The sequence below is a fragment of the Burkholderia sp. AU17457 genome (assembly GCF_002223255.1).
In the GTDB taxonomy this organism is placed as follows: Bacteria; Pseudomonadota; Gammaproteobacteria; order Burkholderiales; family Burkholderiaceae; genus Burkholderia; species Burkholderia sola.
In genome coordinates this window covers 407,137-427,469 of the sequence record NZ_NKFB01000003.1, presented here as the reverse complement: position 1 = coordinate 427,469, position 20,333 = coordinate 407,137, and the positions used below count along the sequence as shown (strand labels likewise).

Annotated in this window: 18 protein-coding genes and 1 pseudogene; 14 read left to right on the top strand and 5 right to left on the bottom strand. The window is 66.7% G+C overall.

Annotated elements, in window-relative coordinates; translation table 11 throughout:
- Nucleotides 1–107 precede the first annotated feature (107 nt).
- From CFB49_RS04365 to CFB49_RS04355, 3 genes are all read right to left on the bottom strand, one after another.
- Nucleotides 108–965 (bottom strand): carbohydrate ABC transporter permease, encoded by an 858-nt coding sequence (locus CFB49_RS04365; RefSeq protein ID WP_011544828.1) that lies wholly within the window; start codon nt 963–965, stop codon nt 108–110.
- Nucleotides 955–1,893, bottom strand: a complete 939-nt coding sequence (locus CFB49_RS04360; RefSeq protein ID WP_069621130.1) for a carbohydrate ABC transporter permease — start codon at nt 1,891–1,893, stop codon at nt 955–957. The genes CFB49_RS04365 and CFB49_RS04360 overlap by 11 nt, the downstream gene beginning before the upstream one ends.
- Before the next feature lie 138 nt (nt 1,894–2,031).
- Entirely contained in the window at nt 2,032–3,279 is a 1,248-nt protein-coding gene (locus CFB49_RS04355; RefSeq protein WP_089490768.1) for an ABC transporter substrate-binding protein, read from the bottom strand.
- 431 nt (nt 3,280–3,710) lie between these two features.
- Between CFB49_RS04355 and zwf the strand changes: the two genes are divergently transcribed.
- From zwf to CFB49_RS04330, 5 genes and pseudogenes are all read left to right on the top strand, one after another.
- Nucleotides 3,711–5,180, top strand: a complete 1,470-nt coding sequence (gene zwf, locus CFB49_RS04350; RefSeq protein ID WP_069621131.1) for a glucose-6-phosphate dehydrogenase — start codon at nt 3,711–3,713, stop codon at nt 5,178–5,180.
- A gap of 88 nt (nt 5,181–5,268) precedes the next feature.
- Nucleotides 5,269–5,949: a 6-phosphogluconolactonase gene (gene pgl, locus CFB49_RS04345; protein ID WP_069621132.1), complete on the top strand. Its 681-nt coding sequence runs from the start codon at nt 5,269–5,271 to the stop codon at nt 5,947–5,949.
- Nucleotides 5,927–7,855 (top strand): bifunctional transcriptional regulator/glucokinase, encoded by a 1,929-nt coding sequence (locus CFB49_RS04340; RefSeq protein WP_089490767.1) that lies wholly within the window; start codon nt 5,927–5,929, stop codon nt 7,853–7,855. Before pgl ends, CFB49_RS04340 begins: the two co-directional genes overlap by 23 nt.
- A gap of 568 nt (nt 7,856–8,423) precedes the next feature.
- Nucleotides 8,424–8,854, top strand: a pseudogene (locus CFB49_RS04335) (STM2901 family protein).
- Nucleotides 8,854–9,210, top strand: a complete 357-nt coding sequence (locus tag CFB49_RS04330; protein WP_089490766.1) for a DUF1493 family protein — start codon at nt 8,854–8,856, stop codon at nt 9,208–9,210. Before CFB49_RS04335 ends, CFB49_RS04330 begins: the two are co-directional and overlap by 1 nt.
- Nucleotides 9,211–9,499: 289 nt before the next feature.
- Here the strand turns inward: CFB49_RS04330 and CFB49_RS04325 are convergent, their stop codons facing one another.
- Nucleotides 9,500–10,717: a Bcr/CflA family multidrug efflux MFS transporter gene (locus tag CFB49_RS04325; RefSeq protein WP_069621136.1), complete on the bottom strand. Its 1,218-nt coding sequence runs from the start codon at nt 10,715–10,717 to the stop codon at nt 9,500–9,502.
- Between the two features lie 249 nt (nt 10,718–10,966).
- Here CFB49_RS04325 and CFB49_RS04315 point away from each other — a divergent pair, with 249 nt between their 5' ends.
- The 9 genes from CFB49_RS04315 to CFB49_RS04275 all read left to right on the top strand — a co-directional run bounded on the left by CFB49_RS04315 (nt 10,967) and on the right by CFB49_RS04275 (nt 19,017).
- Complete coding sequence (locus CFB49_RS04315) at nt 10,967–11,419, top strand: hypothetical protein (protein ID WP_089490765.1); 453 nt, start codon at nt 10,967–10,969, stop codon at nt 11,417–11,419.
- Between the two features lie 179 nt (nt 11,420–11,598).
- A complete protein-coding gene (gene hemL / locus CFB49_RS04310; RefSeq protein WP_089490764.1) occupies nt 11,599–12,882 on the top strand; it encodes a glutamate-1-semialdehyde 2,1-aminomutase in 1,284 nt (427 codons plus the stop codon).
- 15 nt (nt 12,883–12,897) lie between these two features.
- On the top strand, nt 12,898–14,019 hold the full coding sequence (gene ribD / locus CFB49_RS04305; protein WP_089434677.1) for a bifunctional diaminohydroxyphosphoribosylaminopyrimidine deaminase/5-amino-6-(5-phosphoribosylamino)uracil reductase RibD: 1,122 nt from the start codon (nt 12,898–12,900) through the stop codon (nt 14,017–14,019).
- A 14-nt stretch (nt 14,020–14,033) separates the two neighbouring features.
- On the top strand, nt 14,034–14,663 hold the full coding sequence (locus CFB49_RS04300) for a riboflavin synthase (protein WP_089490763.1): 630 nt from the start codon (nt 14,034–14,036) through the stop codon (nt 14,661–14,663).
- A gap of 268 nt (nt 14,664–14,931) precedes the next feature.
- Nucleotides 14,932–15,450, top strand: a complete 519-nt coding sequence (locus tag CFB49_RS04295) for a DUF1993 domain-containing protein (RefSeq protein ID WP_089490762.1) — start codon at nt 14,932–14,934, stop codon at nt 15,448–15,450.
- 156 nt (nt 15,451–15,606) lie between these two features.
- The gene (gene ribBA / locus CFB49_RS04290) at nt 15,607–16,749 is read left to right on the top strand and encodes a bifunctional 3,4-dihydroxy-2-butanone-4-phosphate synthase/GTP cyclohydrolase II (protein ID WP_069621141.1); all 1,143 of its coding nucleotides are present in this window, start codon (nt 15,607–15,609) and stop codon (nt 16,747–16,749) included.
- Between the two features lie 53 nt (nt 16,750–16,802).
- Nucleotides 16,803–17,318 (top strand): 6,7-dimethyl-8-ribityllumazine synthase, encoded by a 516-nt coding sequence (gene ribH, locus CFB49_RS04285; RefSeq protein ID WP_006476661.1) that lies wholly within the window; start codon nt 16,803–16,805, stop codon nt 17,316–17,318.
- Nucleotides 17,315–17,752: a transcription antitermination factor NusB gene (gene nusB, locus CFB49_RS04280; protein WP_006476662.1), complete on the top strand. Its 438-nt coding sequence runs from the start codon at nt 17,315–17,317 to the stop codon at nt 17,750–17,752. The genes ribH and nusB overlap by 4 nt, the downstream gene beginning before the upstream one ends.
- A 68-nt stretch (nt 17,753–17,820) precedes the next feature.
- Nucleotides 17,821–19,017: a pyridoxal phosphate-dependent aminotransferase gene (locus tag CFB49_RS04275; protein ID WP_089434674.1), complete on the top strand. Its 1,197-nt coding sequence runs from the start codon at nt 17,821–17,823 to the stop codon at nt 19,015–19,017.
- Nucleotides 19,018–19,127: 110 nt separating this feature from the next.
- Here the strand turns inward: CFB49_RS04275 and CFB49_RS04270 are convergent, their stop codons facing one another.
- Nucleotides 19,128–20,264, bottom strand: coding sequence for a lytic transglycosylase domain-containing protein (locus CFB49_RS04270; RefSeq protein WP_089490761.1), 1,137 nt, complete (start codon nt 20,262–20,264; stop codon nt 19,128–19,130).
- Nucleotides 20,265–20,333 lie beyond the last annotated feature (69 nt).

Here is a 20,333-nt window from a genome sequence, read left to right as displayed (position 1 = left end):
GAATCCTCTGTCTCGTCTCGCGCGGCGCGCTCGGGCGCCGCGTCGGGTTCGTTTCGATGCGCCGCGCGTGGTGCGCAGCCGGTTCGTCGTATCGGATGAAGCCGCGCCTACCCCTTCACCGCGCCCGCCGTCAGCCCGCGCACGAAGTAGCGGCCGGCGACGATGTAGACGAGCAGCGTCGGCAGCGCGGCGATGATCGCGCCGGCCATGTCGACGTTGTATTCCTTCACGCCCGTCGACGTGTTGACGAGGTTGTTCAGCGCGACCGTGATCGGCATCGAATCGACGCCGGAGAACACGATCCCGAACAGGAAGTCGTTCCAGATTTGCGTGAATTGCCAGATCAGGCACACCATGAAGATCGGCAGCGACACCGGCAGCAGGATCTTCGTGAAGATCGTGAAGAAGCCGGCGCCGTCGATGCGCGCGGCCTTCACGAGTTCAGCCGGCACGCTCACGTAGAAGTTGCGGAAGAACATCGTCGTGAACGCGATCCCGTACACGACGTGCACGAACACGAGGCCCGGAATCGTGTTCGCGAGGCCGAGCATCCCCTGCAGGCGCGCCATCGGCAGCAGGATCACCTGGAACGGGATGAAGCAGCCGACCAGCATCATCGTGAACAGCGCGTCGGCGCCGCGAAAGCGCCAGTGGGTGAGCACGTAGCCGTTGAACGCGCCGATCAGCGACGAGATCAGCACGGCAGGGATCACCATCTGCAGCGAGTTCAGGAAGAACGGCTTCATCCCGTCGCAGCGCACGCCGGTACAGGCGCCGCTCCATGCCTTCACCCACGGGTCGACGGTCCACGTGGTGGGCGGCGTCAGCAGGTTGCCGGTGCGCAGCTGGTCGAGGTCCTTGAACGACGTCGACAGCATCACGTAGATCGGGAACAGGAAATACAGCGCGAACAGGATCAGTGCCGCATAGATCACTGCCCGGCTGATCGTCATCTTAGGCTGCATTGCGGGTGCTCCTCGATTCCATATACATCAGCGGCACCAGCACCGCGACCACGGTCGCGAGCATCATCACCGAGGACGCCGCGCCGAGCCCGAGCTGGCCGCGGTTGAACGAAAACGTGTACATGAACATGGCCGGCAGCGACGACGACGTGCCCGGGCCGCCCGCCGTCAGCGCGACGACGAGGTCGAAGGTCTTGATCGTGATGTGGCAGAGGATCAGCAGCACCGAGAAGAACACCGGGCGCATGCTCGGGATCACGATCTTGCGGTAGATGGTCGGCAGCGTCGCGCCGTCGACCTGAGCGGCCTTGAAGATCTCGCCGTCGACGCCGCGCAGCCCCGCGAGGAACAGCGCCATCACGAAGCCGGTCGACTGCCACACGGCCGCGATCACCACGCAGAAGATCGCCTTGTCCGGATCGTCGAGCCAGCCGAACGAGAAGCTCGTCCAGCCCCAGTCGTGCATCACCTTCTCGAGGCCGAGGCCCGGGTTCAGGATCCACTGCCATGCGGTGCCGGTCACGATGAACGACAGCGCCATCGGGTACAGGAAGATCGCGCGCAGCGCGCCTTCGTTGCGGATCCGCTGGTCGAGCAGGATCGCGAGGAACAGGCCGAGCCCGACGCAGATCGCGATGAACGGGATCCCGAACCACCCGAGGTTCGCGGCGGAGGTCCACCACACGTCGTTCTGGAACAGGTCCGTGTAACGGCCGAAGCCGTCGAATTCGTAGTTGGGCAACAGCCGCGAGCGGGTCAGCGACAGATAGCCGGTAATCAGGATGAAGCCGTAGATGAACACCACGGCGATCGCGACGCTCGGCGCGAGCACGAGCTTCGGGATCCAGCGATCGGCGAAGGCCGACATCGGCGACGCACGCCGTGCGGCGGCAGCGCCGGATCCGTTTCCGCTAAGAGGGGCAGCCACTTGATTCGACTCCTGGAACGAGGGCGACGCAGGCCGGGCCGGCGCCGGGTACGGCACGGGCCCGCGGGCGAGCCCGTTTGCTGCACATGCAAAAACGCCCGGCCGACGAAGCGTTTCCGGCCGGGCGCCTGGCGCGCGTTACTTGACCTTCGCGGCCTTCGCGAGCGCGGCGACCGCGCTCTTCGAATCCTGCTGCGAGTTCATGAACTTCGTCACGACGTCCGTAATCGCGCCGGCGGTCGCGTCGCCTTGCGCCATGCCGTGCGCGAGCGACGGCACGAAGCCGCCCGACTTGATCGCGGTCTGCTCGTCGGCATACGACTTCTTCGCGCAATCGTCGAACTTGTCCATCTTCACGCCGAGACGCACCGGCACCGAACCCTTCAGCAGGCTGAACTGCTCCTGGAAGTCCGGCGTCATGATCGTCTTCGCGAGCGCGAGCTGGCCCGGCGTCGCGTTCTTCTCGCCCTTCTGCTGGAAGAACACGAACGAGTCGACGTTGAACGTGTACGAATTCGCGGTGCCCGGCACCGGCGCGCACACGTAGTCCTTGCCCGCCTTCTTGCCGGCGTTCTCGAACTCGCCCTTCGCCCAGTCGCCCATGAACTGCATGCCGGCCTTGCCGTTGATGACCATCGCGGTCGCGAGGTTCCAGTCGCGGCCGTTACGGCCGGTGTCGAAGTAGCCCTGGATCTTGCGCACCGTGTCGAACACCGACAGCATCTGCGGCGACGTCAGCGTCGCCTGGTCGAGGTCGACCAGCGCCTTCTTGTAGAACGCCGGGCCCTGCGACAGCACGACGTCTTCCCACAGCGTCAGGTCCTGCCACGGCTGGCCGCCCATCGCGACCGGCTGGATGCCCGCGGCCTTCAGCTTGTCGGCCACCGCGAAGAATTCCGGCCAGGTGGTCGGCACCTTCGCGCCGACCTTGTCGAGCGCGGCCTTGTTGATGTACAGCCAGTTGACGCGGTGCACCGAGAACGGCGCGGCGACGGTATGGCCCTTGTACTTGATGATCTTGTCGATTTCCGGCGGCAGGTTCTGCTTCCAGTCGCCGGTAGCCGAATCGATGTTGACGAGCACGCCCTGGTCGGCCCAGTCCTGGATCAGCGGGCCCTTGATCTGCGCAGCCGACGGAGAATCGCCGCTGATCACCTTGGTCTTCAGCGCGGTCATCGCCGCGGCGCCGGCGCCGCCCGCGACCGCGAAGTCCTTCCACACGTAGCCCTGCTTCTGCAGGTCGTCCTTCAGCACGCCGACGGCCTTCGACTCGCCGCCCGAGGTCCACCAGTGCAGCACGGTTACGTTCTCGGCTGCCTGCGCCGCCACGGCGCCAGCCATCAGGCCTGCGGCGCAGAGCGCGCCCATGATCGAGCGAACTTTCATTACTTATCTCCTCCAGACTGAATCAACTCGTGAGGTTCCCTGACCGGGAACCGGCTTCTTGATAACGACGGGGAAATCGAGCCGCGGGACGCATGCAGCGTACGGGGCCGATGACCGGCCGGGCTCTTACAGAAAGCGTGAATCGAGATTCAACGGCGTGTCTCCTCTTTGTGTTTCTGGCCCGCCGCGATGATGCGACGCGAGCCCGGGGCCGACGGCGCGCCAACGATGCGCGCCGCCAATGTCCGATAACATTCGGCACAAGGCGTTCCCGAAGGCGAAGCTCGCGCAGTTCATCGACCGCACTTCTTTTTTTCTTCACCCAGGTGCTACCCCTTGCGGCGGATTGTAGTTAAACTACAATTCAGTGTCAAAAATATTTTTATCGCACTACGGATCGCTTCCGAGCACCCCCAACACGGCGGAGACACATGCATACCGATTCCAGCTTTACCTTCGTACTTTTCGGCGGCACCGGCGATTTGTCGATGCGCAAGATCCTGCCCGCGCTGTTCGAAGCGCACCGCGCGAGCATGCTGGCGGCGAGCGGCCGGATCGTCGCCGTGGCGCGACACGAATCGGATCGGGCGGCCTATCTCGAATGGGTCGACACGCACGTGAAGCCGCATGCGGCGAAGGCGGCCGGCAACGCATTCGACGACGCGGCATGGAAGTCGTTTCTCGACCGCATCGAGTACGTGAAGCTCGATCTCGGCCGCGCGGAGGACTACGTCGTGCTGCGCGACGCGATCGCGTCGCTGCCCGGCATCCGCGTGTTCTATCTCGCGACGGGCCCGTCGCTGTTCGTGCCGATCTGCAACGCGCTCGCGTCGGTCGGCCTGAGCGAAGGCTCGCGCATCGTGCTCGAGAAGCCGCTCGGCTACGACCTGAAATCGTCGAATGCGATCAACGACGCGGTCGGCGAGATCTTCGCGGAAGGCCAGATCTACCGGATCGACCACTACCTCGGCAAGGAGCCGGTACAGAACCTGCTCGCGCTGCGCTTCGGCAATGCGCTGTTCGAGCCGCTGTGGCGCCGCGAATGGGTCGAGAGCATCCAGATCACGATCGCCGAGGAGCTCGGCGTCGAGGCGCGCGGCGATTTCTACGACAATACGGGCGCGCTGCGCGACATGGTGCAGAACCACCTGCTGCAGTTGTTGTCGATCGTCGCGATGGAGCCGCCGCACTCGATGGATTCCGACTCGGTGCGCGACGAAAAGCTGCGCGTGCTGCGTGCGCTGAAGCCGGTCGACCCGCGCGACATCGGCAAGGTTGCCGTGCGCGGCCAGTATCATGCGGGCGTGATCAAGGGCGCGCAGGTGCCGGCCTATGCGACCGAGCCGGGCGTGAAGCCCGACAGCCAGACCGAAACCTTCGTCGCGCTGAAAGTCGAGATCGAGAACTGGCGCTGGGCCGGCGTGCCGTTCTTCCTGCGCACCGGCAAGCGTCTGGCCGACCGCGTCGCGGAGATCGTCGTCAACTTCCGCCCGGTGCCACACTCGGCGCTTGGGGCCTCCGCGCTGCGCGCCGGTGCGAATCGTCTCGTAATCCGGCTGCAGCCGAACGAGACGATCCGCCTGTACTGTCTCGCGAAGCAGCCGGGCGAAGGGATGAATCTCGCGAGCGTGCACCTCGATCTCGCGTTCGACCAGTTCTTCAAGGAAGGGCAGATGGAGGCGTACCAGCGTCTGCTGCTCGACGTGATCAACGGCCGGCTCGCGCTGTTCGTGCGTCGCGACGAACAGGAAGCCGCATGGCAGTGGGTCGAGCCGATCCTGAACGAATGGGCGCGCACGCTGAAGCCGCCGAAGCCGTATGCGGCGGGCACGTGGGGGCCGGCCGCGTCGAGCGCGATGCTCGCGCAGCACGACACCTGCTGGCTCGAAGAAGAAAACTGATACAAACCGTTGCCGCGTACGCCACCGTACGCGGCAACGTGCGTCACGATTCGTACGATTTGAACAGACAAAGCAGTCCGGAGGAGATGTGATCGAGATCCACGCTTTCGACACCCAGGAAGCGCAAAGCGAAGCGCTCGCGCGCGCCGTCGGCGATGCGCTGCGCGCGGCGCTCGCCCGCCCCGCGCGTCCGACGCTCGCGGTGTCCGGCGGCACCAGCCCGCGCCCGTTCCTGCACACGCTGTCGCACGCGGCGCTCGACTGGGCCGGCGTCGACGTCACGCTGGTCGACGACCGCTGGGTACCGGACGACGACGCGGCCAGCAACGCGCAGCTCGTGCGCGACACGCTGCTGCAACACGCGGCGGCCCCTGCCCGCTTCCTGCCGCTCGTCGACACGCGCACCACGCTCGACGCGCACGTCGCCGCGCTCAACGCGAACGCCGACTACCGCGTGCCGACCGTCGCCGTGCTCGGCATGGGCGAGGACGGCCACACCGCGTCGATCTTCGCCGACGCGCCCGAATGGGACCACGCGATCACGACACCCGAGCGGTTCGTCGCCGTGCATCCGGGCGCCGCGCCCCATGCACGCGTGAGCTATTCGCTCGATGCGCTGAAGCGTGTCGACCGGCTGTTCCTGCTGATCGCGGGCGCCCGCAAACGCGACGTGCTCGACGCCGCGGCCGCGTCGCTGCAGAAGAACGCGATTTCCCAACTGGCCAACGACAAGGGGACCCAGCTCGATGTCTACTGGTGCGCAAAGTAAGGCGGTCGTCGCGGGTCAGCATGCCGACGGCCCGCGCCTGCTCGCGGACGTCGGCGGCACCAACGCGCGCTTCGCGCTGGAAACCGGCCCGGGCGAGATCACGCAGATCCGCGTGTATCCCGGCGCCGACTATCCGACGATCACCGACGCGATCCGCAAGTATCTGAAGGACGTGAAGATCAGCCGCGTGAACCACGCGGCGATCGCGATCGCAAACCCGGTCGACGGCGACCAGGTCACGATGACCAATCACGACTGGAGCTTCTCGATCGAGGCAACGCGCCGCGCGCTCGGCTTCGACACGCTGCTGGTCGTCAACGACTTCACCGCGCTCGCGATGGCGCTGCCGGGCCTGACCGATGCGCAGCGCGTACAGGTGGGCGGCGGCGCGCGCCGCCAGAACAGCGTGATCGGTCTGCTCGGGCCCGGTACCGGGCTCGGCGTGTCGGGCCTGATCCCGGCCGACGACCGCTGGATCGCGCTCGGCAGCGAAGGCGGTCACGCATCGTTCGCGCCGCAGGACGAGCGCGAGGATCTGGTGCTGCAGTATGCGCGCAAGAAGTTTCCGCACGTGTCGTTCGAACGCGTGTGCGCGGGCCCGGGCATGGAGATCATCTATCGTGCGCTCGCCGCGCGCGACAAGAAGCGGGTGGCCGCGTCCGTCGACACGGTCGAGATCGTCGAGCGCGCGCATGCGGGCGACGCGCTCGCGCTCGAGACGGTCGAATGCTTCTGCGGGATTCTCGGCGCGTTCGCCGGCAGCGTCGCGCTCACGCTCGGCGCGCTCGGCGGCGTGTACATCGGCGGCGGCGTCGCGCTGAAGCTCGGCGAACTGTTCACGCGCTCGTCGTTCCGCGCGCGCTTCGAGGCGAAGGGCCGCTTCACGCACTATCTCGAGAACATCCCGACCTACCTGATCACCGCCGAATACCCGGCGTTCCTCGGCGTATCGGCGATTCTCGCGGAGCAGTTGTCGAACCGTTCCGGCGGCGCGTCGTCGGCCGTGTTCGAGCGGATCCGCCAGATGCGCGACGCGCTGACGCCGGCCGAGCGCCGCGTGGCCGATCTCGCGCTGAACCATCCGCGCTCGATCATCAACGACCCGATCGTCGACATCGCGCGCAAGGCCGACGTGAGCCAGCCGACGGTGATCCGCTTCTGCCGCTCGCTCGGCTGCCAGGGGTTGTCGGATTTCAAGCTGAAGCTCGCGACCGGCCTCACCGGCACGATCCCGATGAGCCACAGCCAGGTGCATCTCGGCGATACGGCCACCGACTTCGGCGCGAAAGTGCTCGACAACACGGTGTCCGCGATCCTGCAGCTGCGCGAGCACCTGAATTTCGAGCACGTCGAAAACGCGATCGAGATCCTGAACGGCGCGCGCCGCATCGAGTTCTACGGGCTCGGCAACTCGAACATCGTCGCGCAGGATGCGCACTACAAGTTCTTCCGCTTCGGGATCCCGACGATCGCGTACGGCGACCTGTACATGCAGGCCGCGTCGGCCGCGCTGCTCGGCAAGGGCGACGTGATCGTCGCGGTGTCGAAGTCGGGACGCGCGCCCGAGCTGCTGCGCGTGCTCGACGTCGCGATGCAGGCCGGCGCGAAGGTGATCGCGATCACGTCGAGCAACACGCCGCTCGCGAAGCGAGCGACCGTCGCGCTCGAGACCGATCACATCGAGATGCGCGAGTCGCAGCTGTCGATGATCTCGCGGGTCCTGCATCTGCTGATGATCGACATTCTCGCGGTCGGCGTCGCGATCCGTCGCGCGTCGACCAACGGCGAATTGCCGGAGGCCGTCGCGCAGGCGCGCGCGCGGGCGAACGACGACGAAACGGCCGACGTGCTCGACTGGCTGAGCCACGGCGCGTCGCCGGCGGCGAAGGACGTCGCGCGGGATTGACGCTCGGCGAAATACCGTCGACCCACGACACCCCGAACGCTGGATTCAAGCCCGGCGTTCGGGGTGTTTTGCATGAGCGCCCCCGGAACCACAGCGACTCGGCATGCATCGACGATGCCTTCTGCCGAGGGCTGCGCGTGACGTCATACGTTCGTACACGCTCCCATTTTCGAACAAGTCCAATTGTCAGCAGTTGTCCAGGCTCGGTAACTTCCTTCACTCCGCGTGACGCCGCCATCCCGGTCCGACGCGAGAAATGACACGTTTCTCACAGAACCCCGATTGGCACCGACAGCATCACGTTCATCCAGTTTGCGGAGAGGGATATGCCTAGACCACGTTTTTCAGCCGCATGGGCAGCAGCAATGCGCATTTACGCGCCGATAAATTCCGCGGAGCAAGTTGCGCTAACGATTGGGGCCAACGTGGCCACCAATATCCAGCGATGGGACAAAGCAGAAGGGATCAAATTCCCGCCTTCGCTGGGAGCCAGTACCCTGGACGGTAGGCAGGGATCGTTCTCTTCGAGGTATCAGCCTCGTCGATAGCCTGAGAGAGGAATACTATAATAAACAATACCTATGCCTTTGGTACACATCGAGATCTCACGCCGATGGAGCTGTTTTTCTCGTCTTTATCGATGAGACATGCAAGGAGCTTGGTGTTGACGATGTAGCAGCAGTGGTTGCGATTGTGGCCGGTCAAAATTGGATGCCAACACGAGCGAAGCCCTTTGGTACCACGCCGGGTACTTCTGTTGCGTCGATATTGAGTCGCAAGTATCTGGACTACGATTTGAAGAAGAAGATCCTCCCAACGCTGACCAATGCCAGCGTCAAGCGCTTGAAGTTCATTCTGGTAAGAAACATTGGGGTTTTCGTTGGGCGCGCGGTTCCTGTCGTTGGCTGGGTCATTGCTGCCAAGGATGTCACGACGATCAGCATTCGTTCCGTGTCGCGCTATAACGCGCTTGTTAAGCCTGAAGACAAGGTATTCTGATGAGCCAGTTCACATGGAACGAGTTTGAAGATTTTGTGAGAAGGGAGGCCGGCGTTAGTCCCAAGAAAATTCTCACAAAAAATCATGCCATCGAGGGTGATTTGGATATCACTGGCGACGATGCGGTCGAGTTCATGGAGCGCTTCTTCGATAAATTTCCGGTGCAAGTTGGAGATTTTGAGTTCAATCGCTACTTCTCGGGAGAGGGCTTTAGCTTGATTGAAGTGGCGCGGATGGTCTTCTCCAGAAAACACCGAAAAAAGTATGACAAAGTGCCACTGACTCTAGGCATGCTCTATCAGGCTATTTTGGATGGACAGTGGAACAATCAGCGTTTGGAAAGCCTGCCACGCTGATTGCACCTCGCCAAATAGACCGGTTTATTGTTTAGGCGATGCGTCGGATCCGTGCATACCTCTGGAGTCCGCCATGAGACAAAATCCGCTGCTCCGTGTGTGTCGTGCCCCACCCGAAGCGCAGCTATCGACTCGACAATCGCTCGTCAGACCGTTCCAAGTGATGCGGACGCGGAAATGACCCGCGTCGCCGGCTGACCGGGTTACATCGGCATGGTGTTCGCTCGGGTTGCCGGTTGCGCGAATATCGTCGACATACTCGCGCCCTCCGCCAGTTCCGCCGCGCCGCTCAGGCGCCCGCCTTCACCGGCCGTCCATGCCAGCGCAGCACCAGATAGCGCCCGACGAAGCACAGCACGCCGGTAACGCCGATCGTCACGCCCATCGCGAACGGCGTGCCGTCCGCGAGTGCGCCGATCGCGACGCTCGCGAGCGCGCCGAGCGCGAGCTGCATCGCGCCGAACACGGCCGCCGACGCGCCCGCGTTGTGCGGATAGCGGTGCATCAGGTCGGTCGTGCAGTTCGCGGACAGGATCCCGACCACGCCGACGACGAAGAACAGGCACACGACGATCGACCACAGCCCGCCCAACCCCGTCAGCGCGACGAACGCGACCGCGAGCGACGCGATGCAGCTCACGAGCGACGCGGCCGAAATGATGCGCAGCGAGCCGATGCGGCCGACGAGCCGCGTGTTCGCGAAGTTGCCGATCATGATCCCGACGACGTTCAGGCCGAACAGCAGCCCGTAGTGCTGCGGCGACACGTGGAAATACTCGATGTACACGAACGGCGTCGCGGTGATGTACGAGAACATCGACGCGAACGCCATCCCGCCGCACAGCATGTGCCCCCATGCGACGGGGTCGGACAGGATGCGCCCGTACGATGCGAACGACGCGAGTACGGCCGCGCTCTTGCGCCGCTCCTTCGGCCAGGTTTCGGGCACACGCAGGTACGCGGTCGTCGCGCATATCGCGCCGAACACGGCCAGCACGACGAACACGCCGCGCCAGCCGGAGAAACGCAGGATCTGGCCGCCGATCAGCGGCGCGAGCAGCGGCCCGACCGCGGTGACGATCGCGACCATCGACAGCACCTTCGCCGCGTCGCTCGGCTCGTGCGCGTCGCGCGCGATCGCCCGCGCGAGCACCGACGCGGCGCCGGCGCCGAGCGCCTGCAAAAAGCGCACGACGATCAGCATGTCGATCGAGCCCGACACGAAGCAGCCGATGCTCGCGAGCGTGAACAGCGCGATCCCGCCGAGCAGCACGGGACGGCGGCCCCACGTGTCGGACAGCGGGCCGTACAGCAGCATCCCGATCGAGAAGCCGGCCATGAAGCTCGTCAGCGTGCGTTGCGCGGCGCCGGGGCTGACGGAGAAGCCGGCGGCGATCGACGGCAGGCTCGGCAGGTACATGTCGGTGGCGATCGGCCCGCAGGCCGCGAGCGCGCCGAGCAACAGGATCAGCCGGGCATCGGGCCGGCGCCGGACGACGTGAGACATGGGTATCCGGAATGGGAGCCCGCGCGCATCGGGGCGCGCGTGACGGTGAAGACGGGAGGCCGCGCCGCAAGCGGCGCGCTCAGGTCCATGATTGTACGCGCAACTTTTTTGCCTGCCTCGAGCCCGGTGCGGCGGCGGGCGGAGATACGCCCACAGTCGCCATGCGCCGAACGAGCGCGCGGGCGGATTCGATTAAGCTTGCTGCTGCTCGCCCCTCTTGTCTGATCAATTCGACGCACGACCGAACCGATGACCGCTTTCCTGCTGATCTGGAGCCCCAAGAAATGGCCATGGCCCGAGTTGCCCGACGTCGCCGCGCGCGTGAAGGCCGGCGAGGCCGTGCATGACGTGTGGGGCTGCGGCTTCGCGCGCGGCATCCTGCCGGGCGACCGCGTGTTCCTGCACCGCGTCGCGAAGGAACCGAAGGGCGTGTTCGGCTCCGGCTATGTGACGCGCGCGCCGTACGAGGTGCCCGATCCGTCGACCAAGCGCGGCTACCGGCTGTGCATCGACTTCGTGTACGACTGGCTCGTCGACGCGCATCGGGATGTCGTGATTCCGCGTGATGCGCTGCGTGTGCATCCGTACTCGGTGCAGACGTGGGACGCGCAGAGTTCCGGCACGTCGATCAAGCCGATGGTCGAAGGTCCGCTCGAAAAGCGCTGGGCCGAGCTGACGGGCAAGCGCAAGCCGCCGCGATAAGCGAAAACCGGGGCGAATCGGGGCCGCCTTCCGCTCGGCCCTCCCCGTCGCGCGCCGAAAGGCCGCAGACCGCCCGGCGGGCTTGGCGCGCGCGTCTCCGGTACAATCAGACGATCGTTCCGCCCAGGCGCCGCGGCCCGTGCACTGGCCCCCGCGCCCTTCTCTCGCAGGTTTCGCTCATGTCCAACAATCAGATCCTCTTCGAACGCGCCCAGAAGACCATTCCCGGCGGCGTCAACTCGCCGGTGCGTGCGTTCCGCTCGGTCGGCGGCACGCCGCGTTTCGTCGCGCGCGCGCAAGGCCCGTATTTCTGGGATGCCGACGGCAAGCAGTACATCGACTACATCGGCTCGTGGGGCCCGATGATCGTCGGCCACGTCCATCCGGACGTGCTGTCGGCCGTGCAGAACGTGCTCGCCGACGGCTTCTCGTTCGGCGCGCCGACCGAAGCCGAGATCGAGATCGCCGAGGAAATCTGCAAGCTCGTGCCGTCGATCGAACAGGTGCGGATGGTGTCGAGCGGCACCGAGGCCACGATGAGCGCGCTGCGTCTCGCGCGCGGCTTCACGGGCCGCAGCCGCATCGTGAAGTTCGAGGGCTGCTACCACGGCCACGCGGACAGCCTGCTGGTCAAGGCCGGCTCGGGCCTGCTGACGTTCGGCAATCCGACGTCGGCCGGCGTGCCCGCCGACATCGCGAAGCATACGACCGTCCTCGAATACAACAACGTCGCCGCGCTGGAAGAGGCGTTCGGCGCGTTCGGCGACGAGATCGCCGCGGTGATCGTCGAGCCGGTCGCCGGCAACATGAACCTCGTGCGCGGCACGCCCGAATTCCTGAACGCGCTGCGCGCGCTGTGCACGAAGCATGGCGCCGTGCTGATCTTCGACGAGGTGATGTGCGGGTTCCGCGTCGCGCTCGGCGGCGCGCAGGCGCACTACGGGATCGCGGCCGACCTCACCTGCCTCGGCAAGGTGATCGGCGGCGGGATGCCGGCCGCCGCGTTCGGCGGCCGCCGCGACATCATGGCCCATCTCGCGCCGCTCGGCGGCGTGTACCAGGCCGGCACGCTGTCGGGCAACCCGATCGCGGTCGCCGCGGGCCTGAAGACGCTGCAACTGATCCAGGCGCCGGGCTTCTACGACGCGCTCACCGCGCAGACCAAGCGGCTCGCCGACGGCCTCGCGGCCGAAGCGCGCGCGGCCGGCGTGCCGTTCGCGGCCGATTCGATCGGCGCGATGTTCGGCCTGTACTTCGCCGAGCGCGTACCGACCAGCTTCGCGGAAGTCACGAAGAGCGACACCGAGCGCTTCAACCGCTTCTTCCACCTGATGCTCGACGAGGGCGTGTACTTCGCGCCGTCCGCGTACGAAGCCGGCTTCGTGTCGAGCACGCACGACGACGCGGTGATCGACGCGACGCTCGCGGCCGCGCGCCGCGCGTTCGCGGCGCTCGCCGCCTGACCCGGGGGCGCGCGCATGTTCTCGGACACCGATTTCGCCCACATGCAGCGCGCGCTCGCGCTCGCCGCGCGCGGCATGTACACGACCGCGCCGAATCCGCGCGTCGGCTGCGTGATCGTCAAGGACGGCGACGTGATCGGCGAAGGCTTCACGCAGCCGGCCGGCCAGGACCACGCGGAAGTGCAGGCGCTGAAGGACGCACGCTCGCGCGGCTACGACGTCGCGGGCTCGACCGTCTACGTGACGCTCGAACCGTGCAGCCATTTCGGCCGCACGCCGCCGTGCGCGAACGCGCTGATCGACGCGCGCGTCGCGAAGGTCGTCGCGGCGATGGAAGACCCGAATCCGCAGGTGTCGGGCCGCGGCCTCGGGATGCTGCGCGATGCGGGCATCGACGTGCGCTGCGGGCTGCTCGCGCATGAAGCGGGCGAGCTGAACATCGGGTTCGTGTCGCGGATGACGCGCGGCCGGCCGTGGGTGCGGATGAAGACCGCCGCATCGCTCGACGGCCGCACCGCGCTGCCGTCCGGCGAGAGCCAGTGGATCACCGGCGAGGCCGCGCGCCTCGACGGGCACGCATGGCGCGCACGCGCGTGTGCAATCCTCACCGGCATCGGCACCGTGCGCGAGGACAATCCGCTGCTGACCGTGCGCGGCATCGACACGCCGCGCCAGCCGCAACGCATCCTGGTGGACAGCCGCCTCGACCTGCCGCTCGACGCGCGGCTGCTCGAAGGCGCGCCGCTGCTGATCTTCTGCGGCCGGCTCGACGCCGCCGGCGAAGTCCGCGCGAACGTGCTGAAGTCGCGCGGCGCGGAAATCGTGCCGCTCGCGAATGCGCACGGCAAGGTCGACCTGCCCGCGATGCTGGCGGCGCTCGGCGCGCGCGGCGTCAACGAGCTGCACGTCGAGGCGGGCCACAAGCTGAACGGTTCGCTGCTGCGCGAGCACTGCGTCGACGAATTGCTGGTGTATCTGGCGCCGAGCCTGCTGGGCGCCGACGCGGCCGGCATGTTCGATCTCGCCGCGCCGGCCAGCCTCGATGCGCGCACGCGGCTGTCGTTCCACGGTATCGAGCGGATCGGCGACGACCTGCGGATCCTCGCGCGCATCGCGCCGCCCGACGCCTCTCACTGAACGGAATCGTCACGATGTTTACCGGAATTGTCGCGGCCGTCGGCCGCATCGAAACGATCGCCCCGCTCGGCACGTCGGCCGATGCCGGCGTGCGGCTGACCGTGCACGCCGGCGGGCTCGACCTGGCCGATGTCGCGCTTGGCGACAGCATCGCGATCCAGGGCGCGTGCATGACGGTGATCGAAAAGACCGACGCCACATTCGACGTCGACGTGTCGCGCGAAAGCCTGAACCGGACGGTCGGCCTCGCGCAGCCCGGCGCAGTGAACCTCGAGAAGGCGCTGCGCGCGCACGATCGCCTCGGCGGGCATATCGTGTCGGGTCATGTGGACGGCCTCGGTACCGTCACGCGCTTCGCGCCGGTCGGCGAGTCGCATGAACTGCGGATCGTCGCGCCGCGCGAACTCGGCCGCTATCTCGCGTACAAGGGCTCGATCACGGTGAACGGTGTGAGCCTGACCGTCAATACGGTCGACGACCGCGCGGACGGCTGCGAATTCTCGATCAACCTGATTCCGCATACGGTCGAAGTCACGACGCTGCGTCACATGAAGGCCGGCGACAAGGTCAACCTCGAAGTCGACATGATCGCGCGGTATGTGGAGCGGATGCTGTCGTCGTCGCAGGGCGTGCATCAGGACTGATCGGCCAACTCGGTCCCCTACATGAAATGACGGCTGACGGTTCGGCCCGGCATTGTCCGGGCGTCGCCGCAGCCCTGTCGCTCCACCGGGCGTTGCTCCCACCCTACTTCGTGCCGGGCCGCCCCGTCGGCCAGCCGACACCTGGCCGAACGGCCAACGACGCGCACGGGTCATGCCATCGCGCTAAGATGCGTCGACAGCGGTTTCCACGCCGCCACGCACGACGCGCCGCGTAGCGGCCGCCCCTCTTCCCATTGGAGTCGTCCCCATGTCCATCTCGATGTACCAGGCTTCGCTGCCCGTCCTGATCCGCGGCCTCACCAACCTGCAACACATCCTCGGCAAAGCGCAGGCGCATGCGGCCGAAAAGCAGATCGATCCGTCGGTGTTCATCGGCGCACGCCTCTACCCGGACATGCTGCCGCTCGTCCGCCAGATCTATATCGCGACCGACACGGCCAAGGGCTGCGCCGCGCGGCTCGCCGGCGCCGAGATCCCGAGCTACCCGGATGTCGAGCAGACCTTCGACGAGCTGCATGCGCGCATTCAGAAGACGATCGACTACCTGAAGAGCTTCGACGCCGCGCAGATCGACGGCAGCGAGGCGCGCCAGGTCGTGCTGAAGATGCGCGTCGGCCCGATCGAGTTCACCGGCCAGTCATACCTGCTGAATTTCGTGCTGCCCAATTTCTTCTTCCACGTGACGACCGCGTACGACATCCTGCGCCACAGCGGCGTCGAACTCGGCAAGCTCGATTACCTCGGCGGGCGCAACGAACACGCGTGACGCGCGGCCGGGACACGCCCGGCCCGCAACCGTCCGCACCCGCGCGCAGGCCGGCCGCGGCGCTTTCCGGCGCCTCGCCGGCCGCACGCGGCCCGCGCCAGCCGAAACGCCGTCCGGCTGGCGTAAAATACGCACTTTCCTCTTTCTCGCCCCCTTATGACGCTCGCCTCCACGCTCGACATCATCGCCGAGCTGAAAGCCGGCCGGATGGTGATCCTGGTCGACGAAGAAGACCGCGAAAACGAGGGCGACCTCGTGATCGCCGCCGAATTCGTCACGCCGGAAGCGATCAACTTCATGGCCAAGTACGGCCGCGGCCTGATTTGTCTGACGTTGACGCAGGAACGCTGCAAGCAGCTTCACCTGCCGCTGATGACCTATCGCAACGGCACGCAGTACGGCACCGCGTTCACGGTCAGCATCGAAGCGGCCGAAGGCGTGACGACCGGCATCTCGGCCGCCGACCGTGCGCACACGATCGCCACGGCGGTCGCGCACGACGTGCGCCCCGAGCACATCGTGCAGCCGGGCCACGTGTTCCCGATCATGGCGCAGCCGGGCGGCGTACTCGTGCGCGCCGGCCATACCGAGGCCGGCTGCGACTTCACCGCGCTCGCGGGGCTGACCCCGGCCGCGGTGATCTGCGAGGTGATCAAGGACGACGGCACGATGGCGCGCCTGCCCGACCTGCTCGAATTCGCGAAGGAACACAACCTGAAGATCGGCACGATCGCCGACCTGATCCAGTACCGCAGCCGCACCGAATCGATCATCGAGCGGATCGCCGAGCGCACGATGCAAACCGCGCACGGCACGTTCCGCGCGGTGCTGTACCGCGACCAGCCGAGCGGCTCGCCGCACATCGCGCTGGTGCGCGGCACGCCGACGCCCGACGTCGATACGCCGGCGCGCGTGCACGAGCCGCTGTCGGTGCTCGATCTGCTCGAGACGGGCGTGTCGACCCATTCGTGGACGCTCGACGCGGCGATGCGCGAGATCGCGGCGCGCGACCTCGGCGTGATCGTGCTGCTCAACTGCGGCGATACGAAGGAACACCTGATCGACGTCTTCAAGGCGTTCGACGAGGAAGAAAAGGCCGCTGCGCTCAAGCGCCGGCCGGTCGATTTCAAGACGTTCGGCATCGGCGCGCAGATCCTGCGCGATGTCGGCGTCGGCAAGATGCAGGTGCTGTCGAATCCGCGCAAGCTGGGCAGCATGTCCGGCTACGGCCTCGAAGTCACGGGCTTCATTCCGATGCCCGGCGGCGAAGCCACGTCCTGCCCGGCGTCCCACGCGTAACCCGCCACGGCGCTTTCGCCCTATAACCGTTCATCCACACCACGGACCAGATCATGGAAATCGGACAATACCAACCGAATCTCGAAGGCGACGGCCTGCGTATCGGCATCGTGCAATCGCGCTTCAACGAACCCGTGTGCAACGGCCTCGCCGACGCGTGCGTCGAGGAACTGGAACGCCTCGGCGTCACCGGTGAAGACGTGCTGCTCGTGTCGGTGCCCGGCGCGCTGGAAATCCCGCTCGCGCTGCAGAAGCTCGCCGAAAGCGGCCAGTTCGACGCACTGATCGCGCTCGGCGCGGTGATCCGCGGCGAGACCTACCATTTCGAACTCGTGTCGAACGAGAGCGGCGCGGGCATCACCCGCATCGGCCTCGACTTCAACCTGCCGATCGCGAACGCGGTCCTGACGACCGAAAACGACGAGCAGGCCGTCGCGCGCATGACCGAAAAGGGTCGTGACGCCGCGCGCGTCGCCGTCGAGATGGCGAACCTGACGATGGCGCTCGACCAGCTCGGCGACGACGAGGACGAAGAGGAAGACGAAGACGACGAAGAGGAGCGCGCATGAAGAAGAGCGCCCGCCGACAATCGCGCGAGCTGGCGACGCAGGGCCTGTATCAGTGGCTGCTGTCGAACGCGCCCTCCGGCGAGATCGACGCGCAACTGCGCGGCGCGCTCGGTTACGACAAGGCTGACAAGGAACTGCTCGAAGCGATCCTGCACGGCGTGATCCGCGAGCATGCGACGCTCGTCGAAGCGCTGGCGCCGTCGCTGGACCGTCCGATCGATCAGCTGTCGCCGGTCGAGCGCGCGGTGCTACTGATCGCGACGTTCGAGCTCACGCACCATGTCGAAACGCCGTACCGCGTGATCATCAACGAAGCCGTCGAACTCGCGAAGACGTTCGGCGGCTCCGACGGCTACAAGTACGTGAACGGCGTGCTGGACAAGCTGGCCGCGAAGCTGCGCCCCGCCGAAACGCAGGCGCGTCGCAACGGCTGATACCGTTCGTTTGTCCACGGGCGCGCAAGCGCCCGTTTTTCATTCTTTTCCCTCCGCCCTGCCCGCCGATGAATACCACCGCCGATTCGCTCGTCACGCTCGCCGCACGCGTCGACGCGATCCAGCCCTTCTACGTGATGGAACTGATGAAGGAGGCACAGCGGCTCGAGTCCTTGGGGCGCGATGTTATCCACATGGGCATCGGCGAGCCGGATTTCACCGCGCCGGAGCCGGTTGTCGAGGCCGCCGCGGCCGCGCTGCGCCGTGGCGTCACGCAGTACACGAGCGCGCTCGGCATCGCGCCGCTGCGCGAGGCGATCGCCGCGCACTACGCGCGCGCGTACGGCCTCGCGATCGCCCCCGAGCGGATCGTCGTGACGGCCGGCGCATCGGCCGCGCTGCTGCTCGCGTGCCTCGCGCTGGTCGGCCGCGACGACGAAGTGCTGATGCCCGACCCGTCGTACCCGTGCAACCGGCACTTCGTCGCGGCGGCCGAAGGTCGCCCGGTGCTCGTCCCGAGCGGCCCGGACGCGCGCTTCCAGCTCACCGAAAACGACGTCCGCACGCACTGGAACGACCGCACGCGCGGCGTGCTGCTCGCGTCGCCGTCGAACCCGACCGGCACGTCGCTCGAACCGGACGAACTGAAGCGGATCGTCGAAGCCGTGCGTGCACGCGGCGGCTTCACGATCGTCGACGAGATCTACCAGGGGCTCAGCTACGACGCCGCGCCCGTGTCGGCGCTGTCGTTCGGCGACGACGTGATCACCGTGAACAGCTTCTCGAAGTATTTCAGCATGACGGGCTGGCGGCTTGGCTGGCTCGTCGTGCCGCCGGCGCTCGTCGGCACGTTCGAAAAGCTGTCGCAGAACCTGTTCATCTGCCCGTCCGCGCTCGCGCAACATGCGGCGCTCGCCTGCTTCGAGCCGGCGACGCTCGACATCTACGAAACGCGCCGGCTCGAATTCAAGCGCCGCCGCGACTTCATCGCACCGGCACTCGAACGGCTCGGCTTCACGGTGCCGGTAATGCCGGACGGCGCATTCTATGTGTATGCGCATTGCGGCGGCGTCGCCCACCCGGCGGCCGGCGACAGCGCCGCGCTCACGCAGGCGATGCTGCACGACGCAGGCGTGGTGCTGGTGCCAGGGATGGACTTCGGTGTCCATGCGCCGCGCGACTACATCCGCCTGTCCTATGCGACCGCCTACTCGCGGCTCGAAGCGGCCGTCGACCGGCTCGCGACGCTGTTCGGCCAACACTGACGCCACGGCCGGCGCACCGGCCGCTTCACGTCCCGCAAAACGAAAAGGCACCCGATTCGGGTGCCTTTTGCATGTCCTGCCGGCCGGAGCCGCGCGGAGCGCGTGACGCGTTACGCGCCGAGCTCCGAGTGATCGCCGTGCGACTGCTTCGCGGTATCGACGCTGGCGTCGTCCTGCGACGCCGCTTCCTTCGGCGCCGCCTTGATCGACGTCGTGCCGTCGAGCGTCGCATGCACGCGCTTCGCGCCGCCTGCCGCGGCCGTCACGGCAGCGGCGGTGACGATCGGCTTCGCGGGCTGCGCGGGCGCCTGCGGCGCGTTGATCGGCACGCTGCGGCCGCGCGCGACGTCGCGCAGGCGACCGCGCTCGGCCATCACCTTCGAGCCGTAGCCGTTGTCGTCAGGGTTCGTCGAGCCGTTGTACAGGCGCAGGCCGCTCGCCAGCGAGCCGCCGCGCGCGATGCAGTCCTTCAGCACCAGGGCGCCGACCTGCAGGTTCGCGAGCGGTTGCAGCGCGGTGTCGGTGCCGCCGAAATACTCGAACTTGTCGGAGTGAACCTTCGACATCACCTGCATCAGCCCCTTCGCGCCGACGCCGCTTTCGGCGTACGGGTTGAAGCCCGATTCGATCGCCATCACGGACAGCAGCAGCAACGGATCGAGGCCGACGTCACGCCCGGTCTGGAACGCGGCCTTGACGAGCTGGCCGAGCGGCTCCTGCGCGACGCGGTAACGGCGCGACAGATAGGTGGCGACGAGCGCCTGTTCGCGGTTCGACGCGAGTGCGCGATCGTCGCGGGCATCCGCCGCCACGCGCTGAATCGGAATCAGCTTGGCCAGTGCGACGGGCGACGGGCCGTTGCGGGCCGCGTCGGACGCATCGCCCTGGGCGCCTTGAGCGCCCGGTGCGGCGGTTTCCGGTGCGACATCGAGGCCGACCGCAAGCGCATCCGCTTCGGGCGTGTCTTCCTGCTGCGGCTGCGCGCCGGCAGGCGCGAAGTTCGGCAGCGGATGGCCGGACAGCAGACGGGCCGGACCGGCCTGCACGGCCGCGGACACGACCGGCATCAGCTTCGCGGCGAGCGTGCCGCGGACGGTTGGCAGCAGCCACAGTGCAAGCGCAACCGCGACAGCGAAACAGCCGACAACGCTGAATAGATGGTGACTGACACGCGTCCCGCGACGCAGCAAGTTGCGCACGATTTGCGCATGCTGCTCAGTGGGACGCCACGATAACCAAGCGTTCATTCAGATCATCTCCCATGAACATGACTCGTGCGGCTCGCTCAGCTCGATGGCGAGACAGAAAACGCGCCG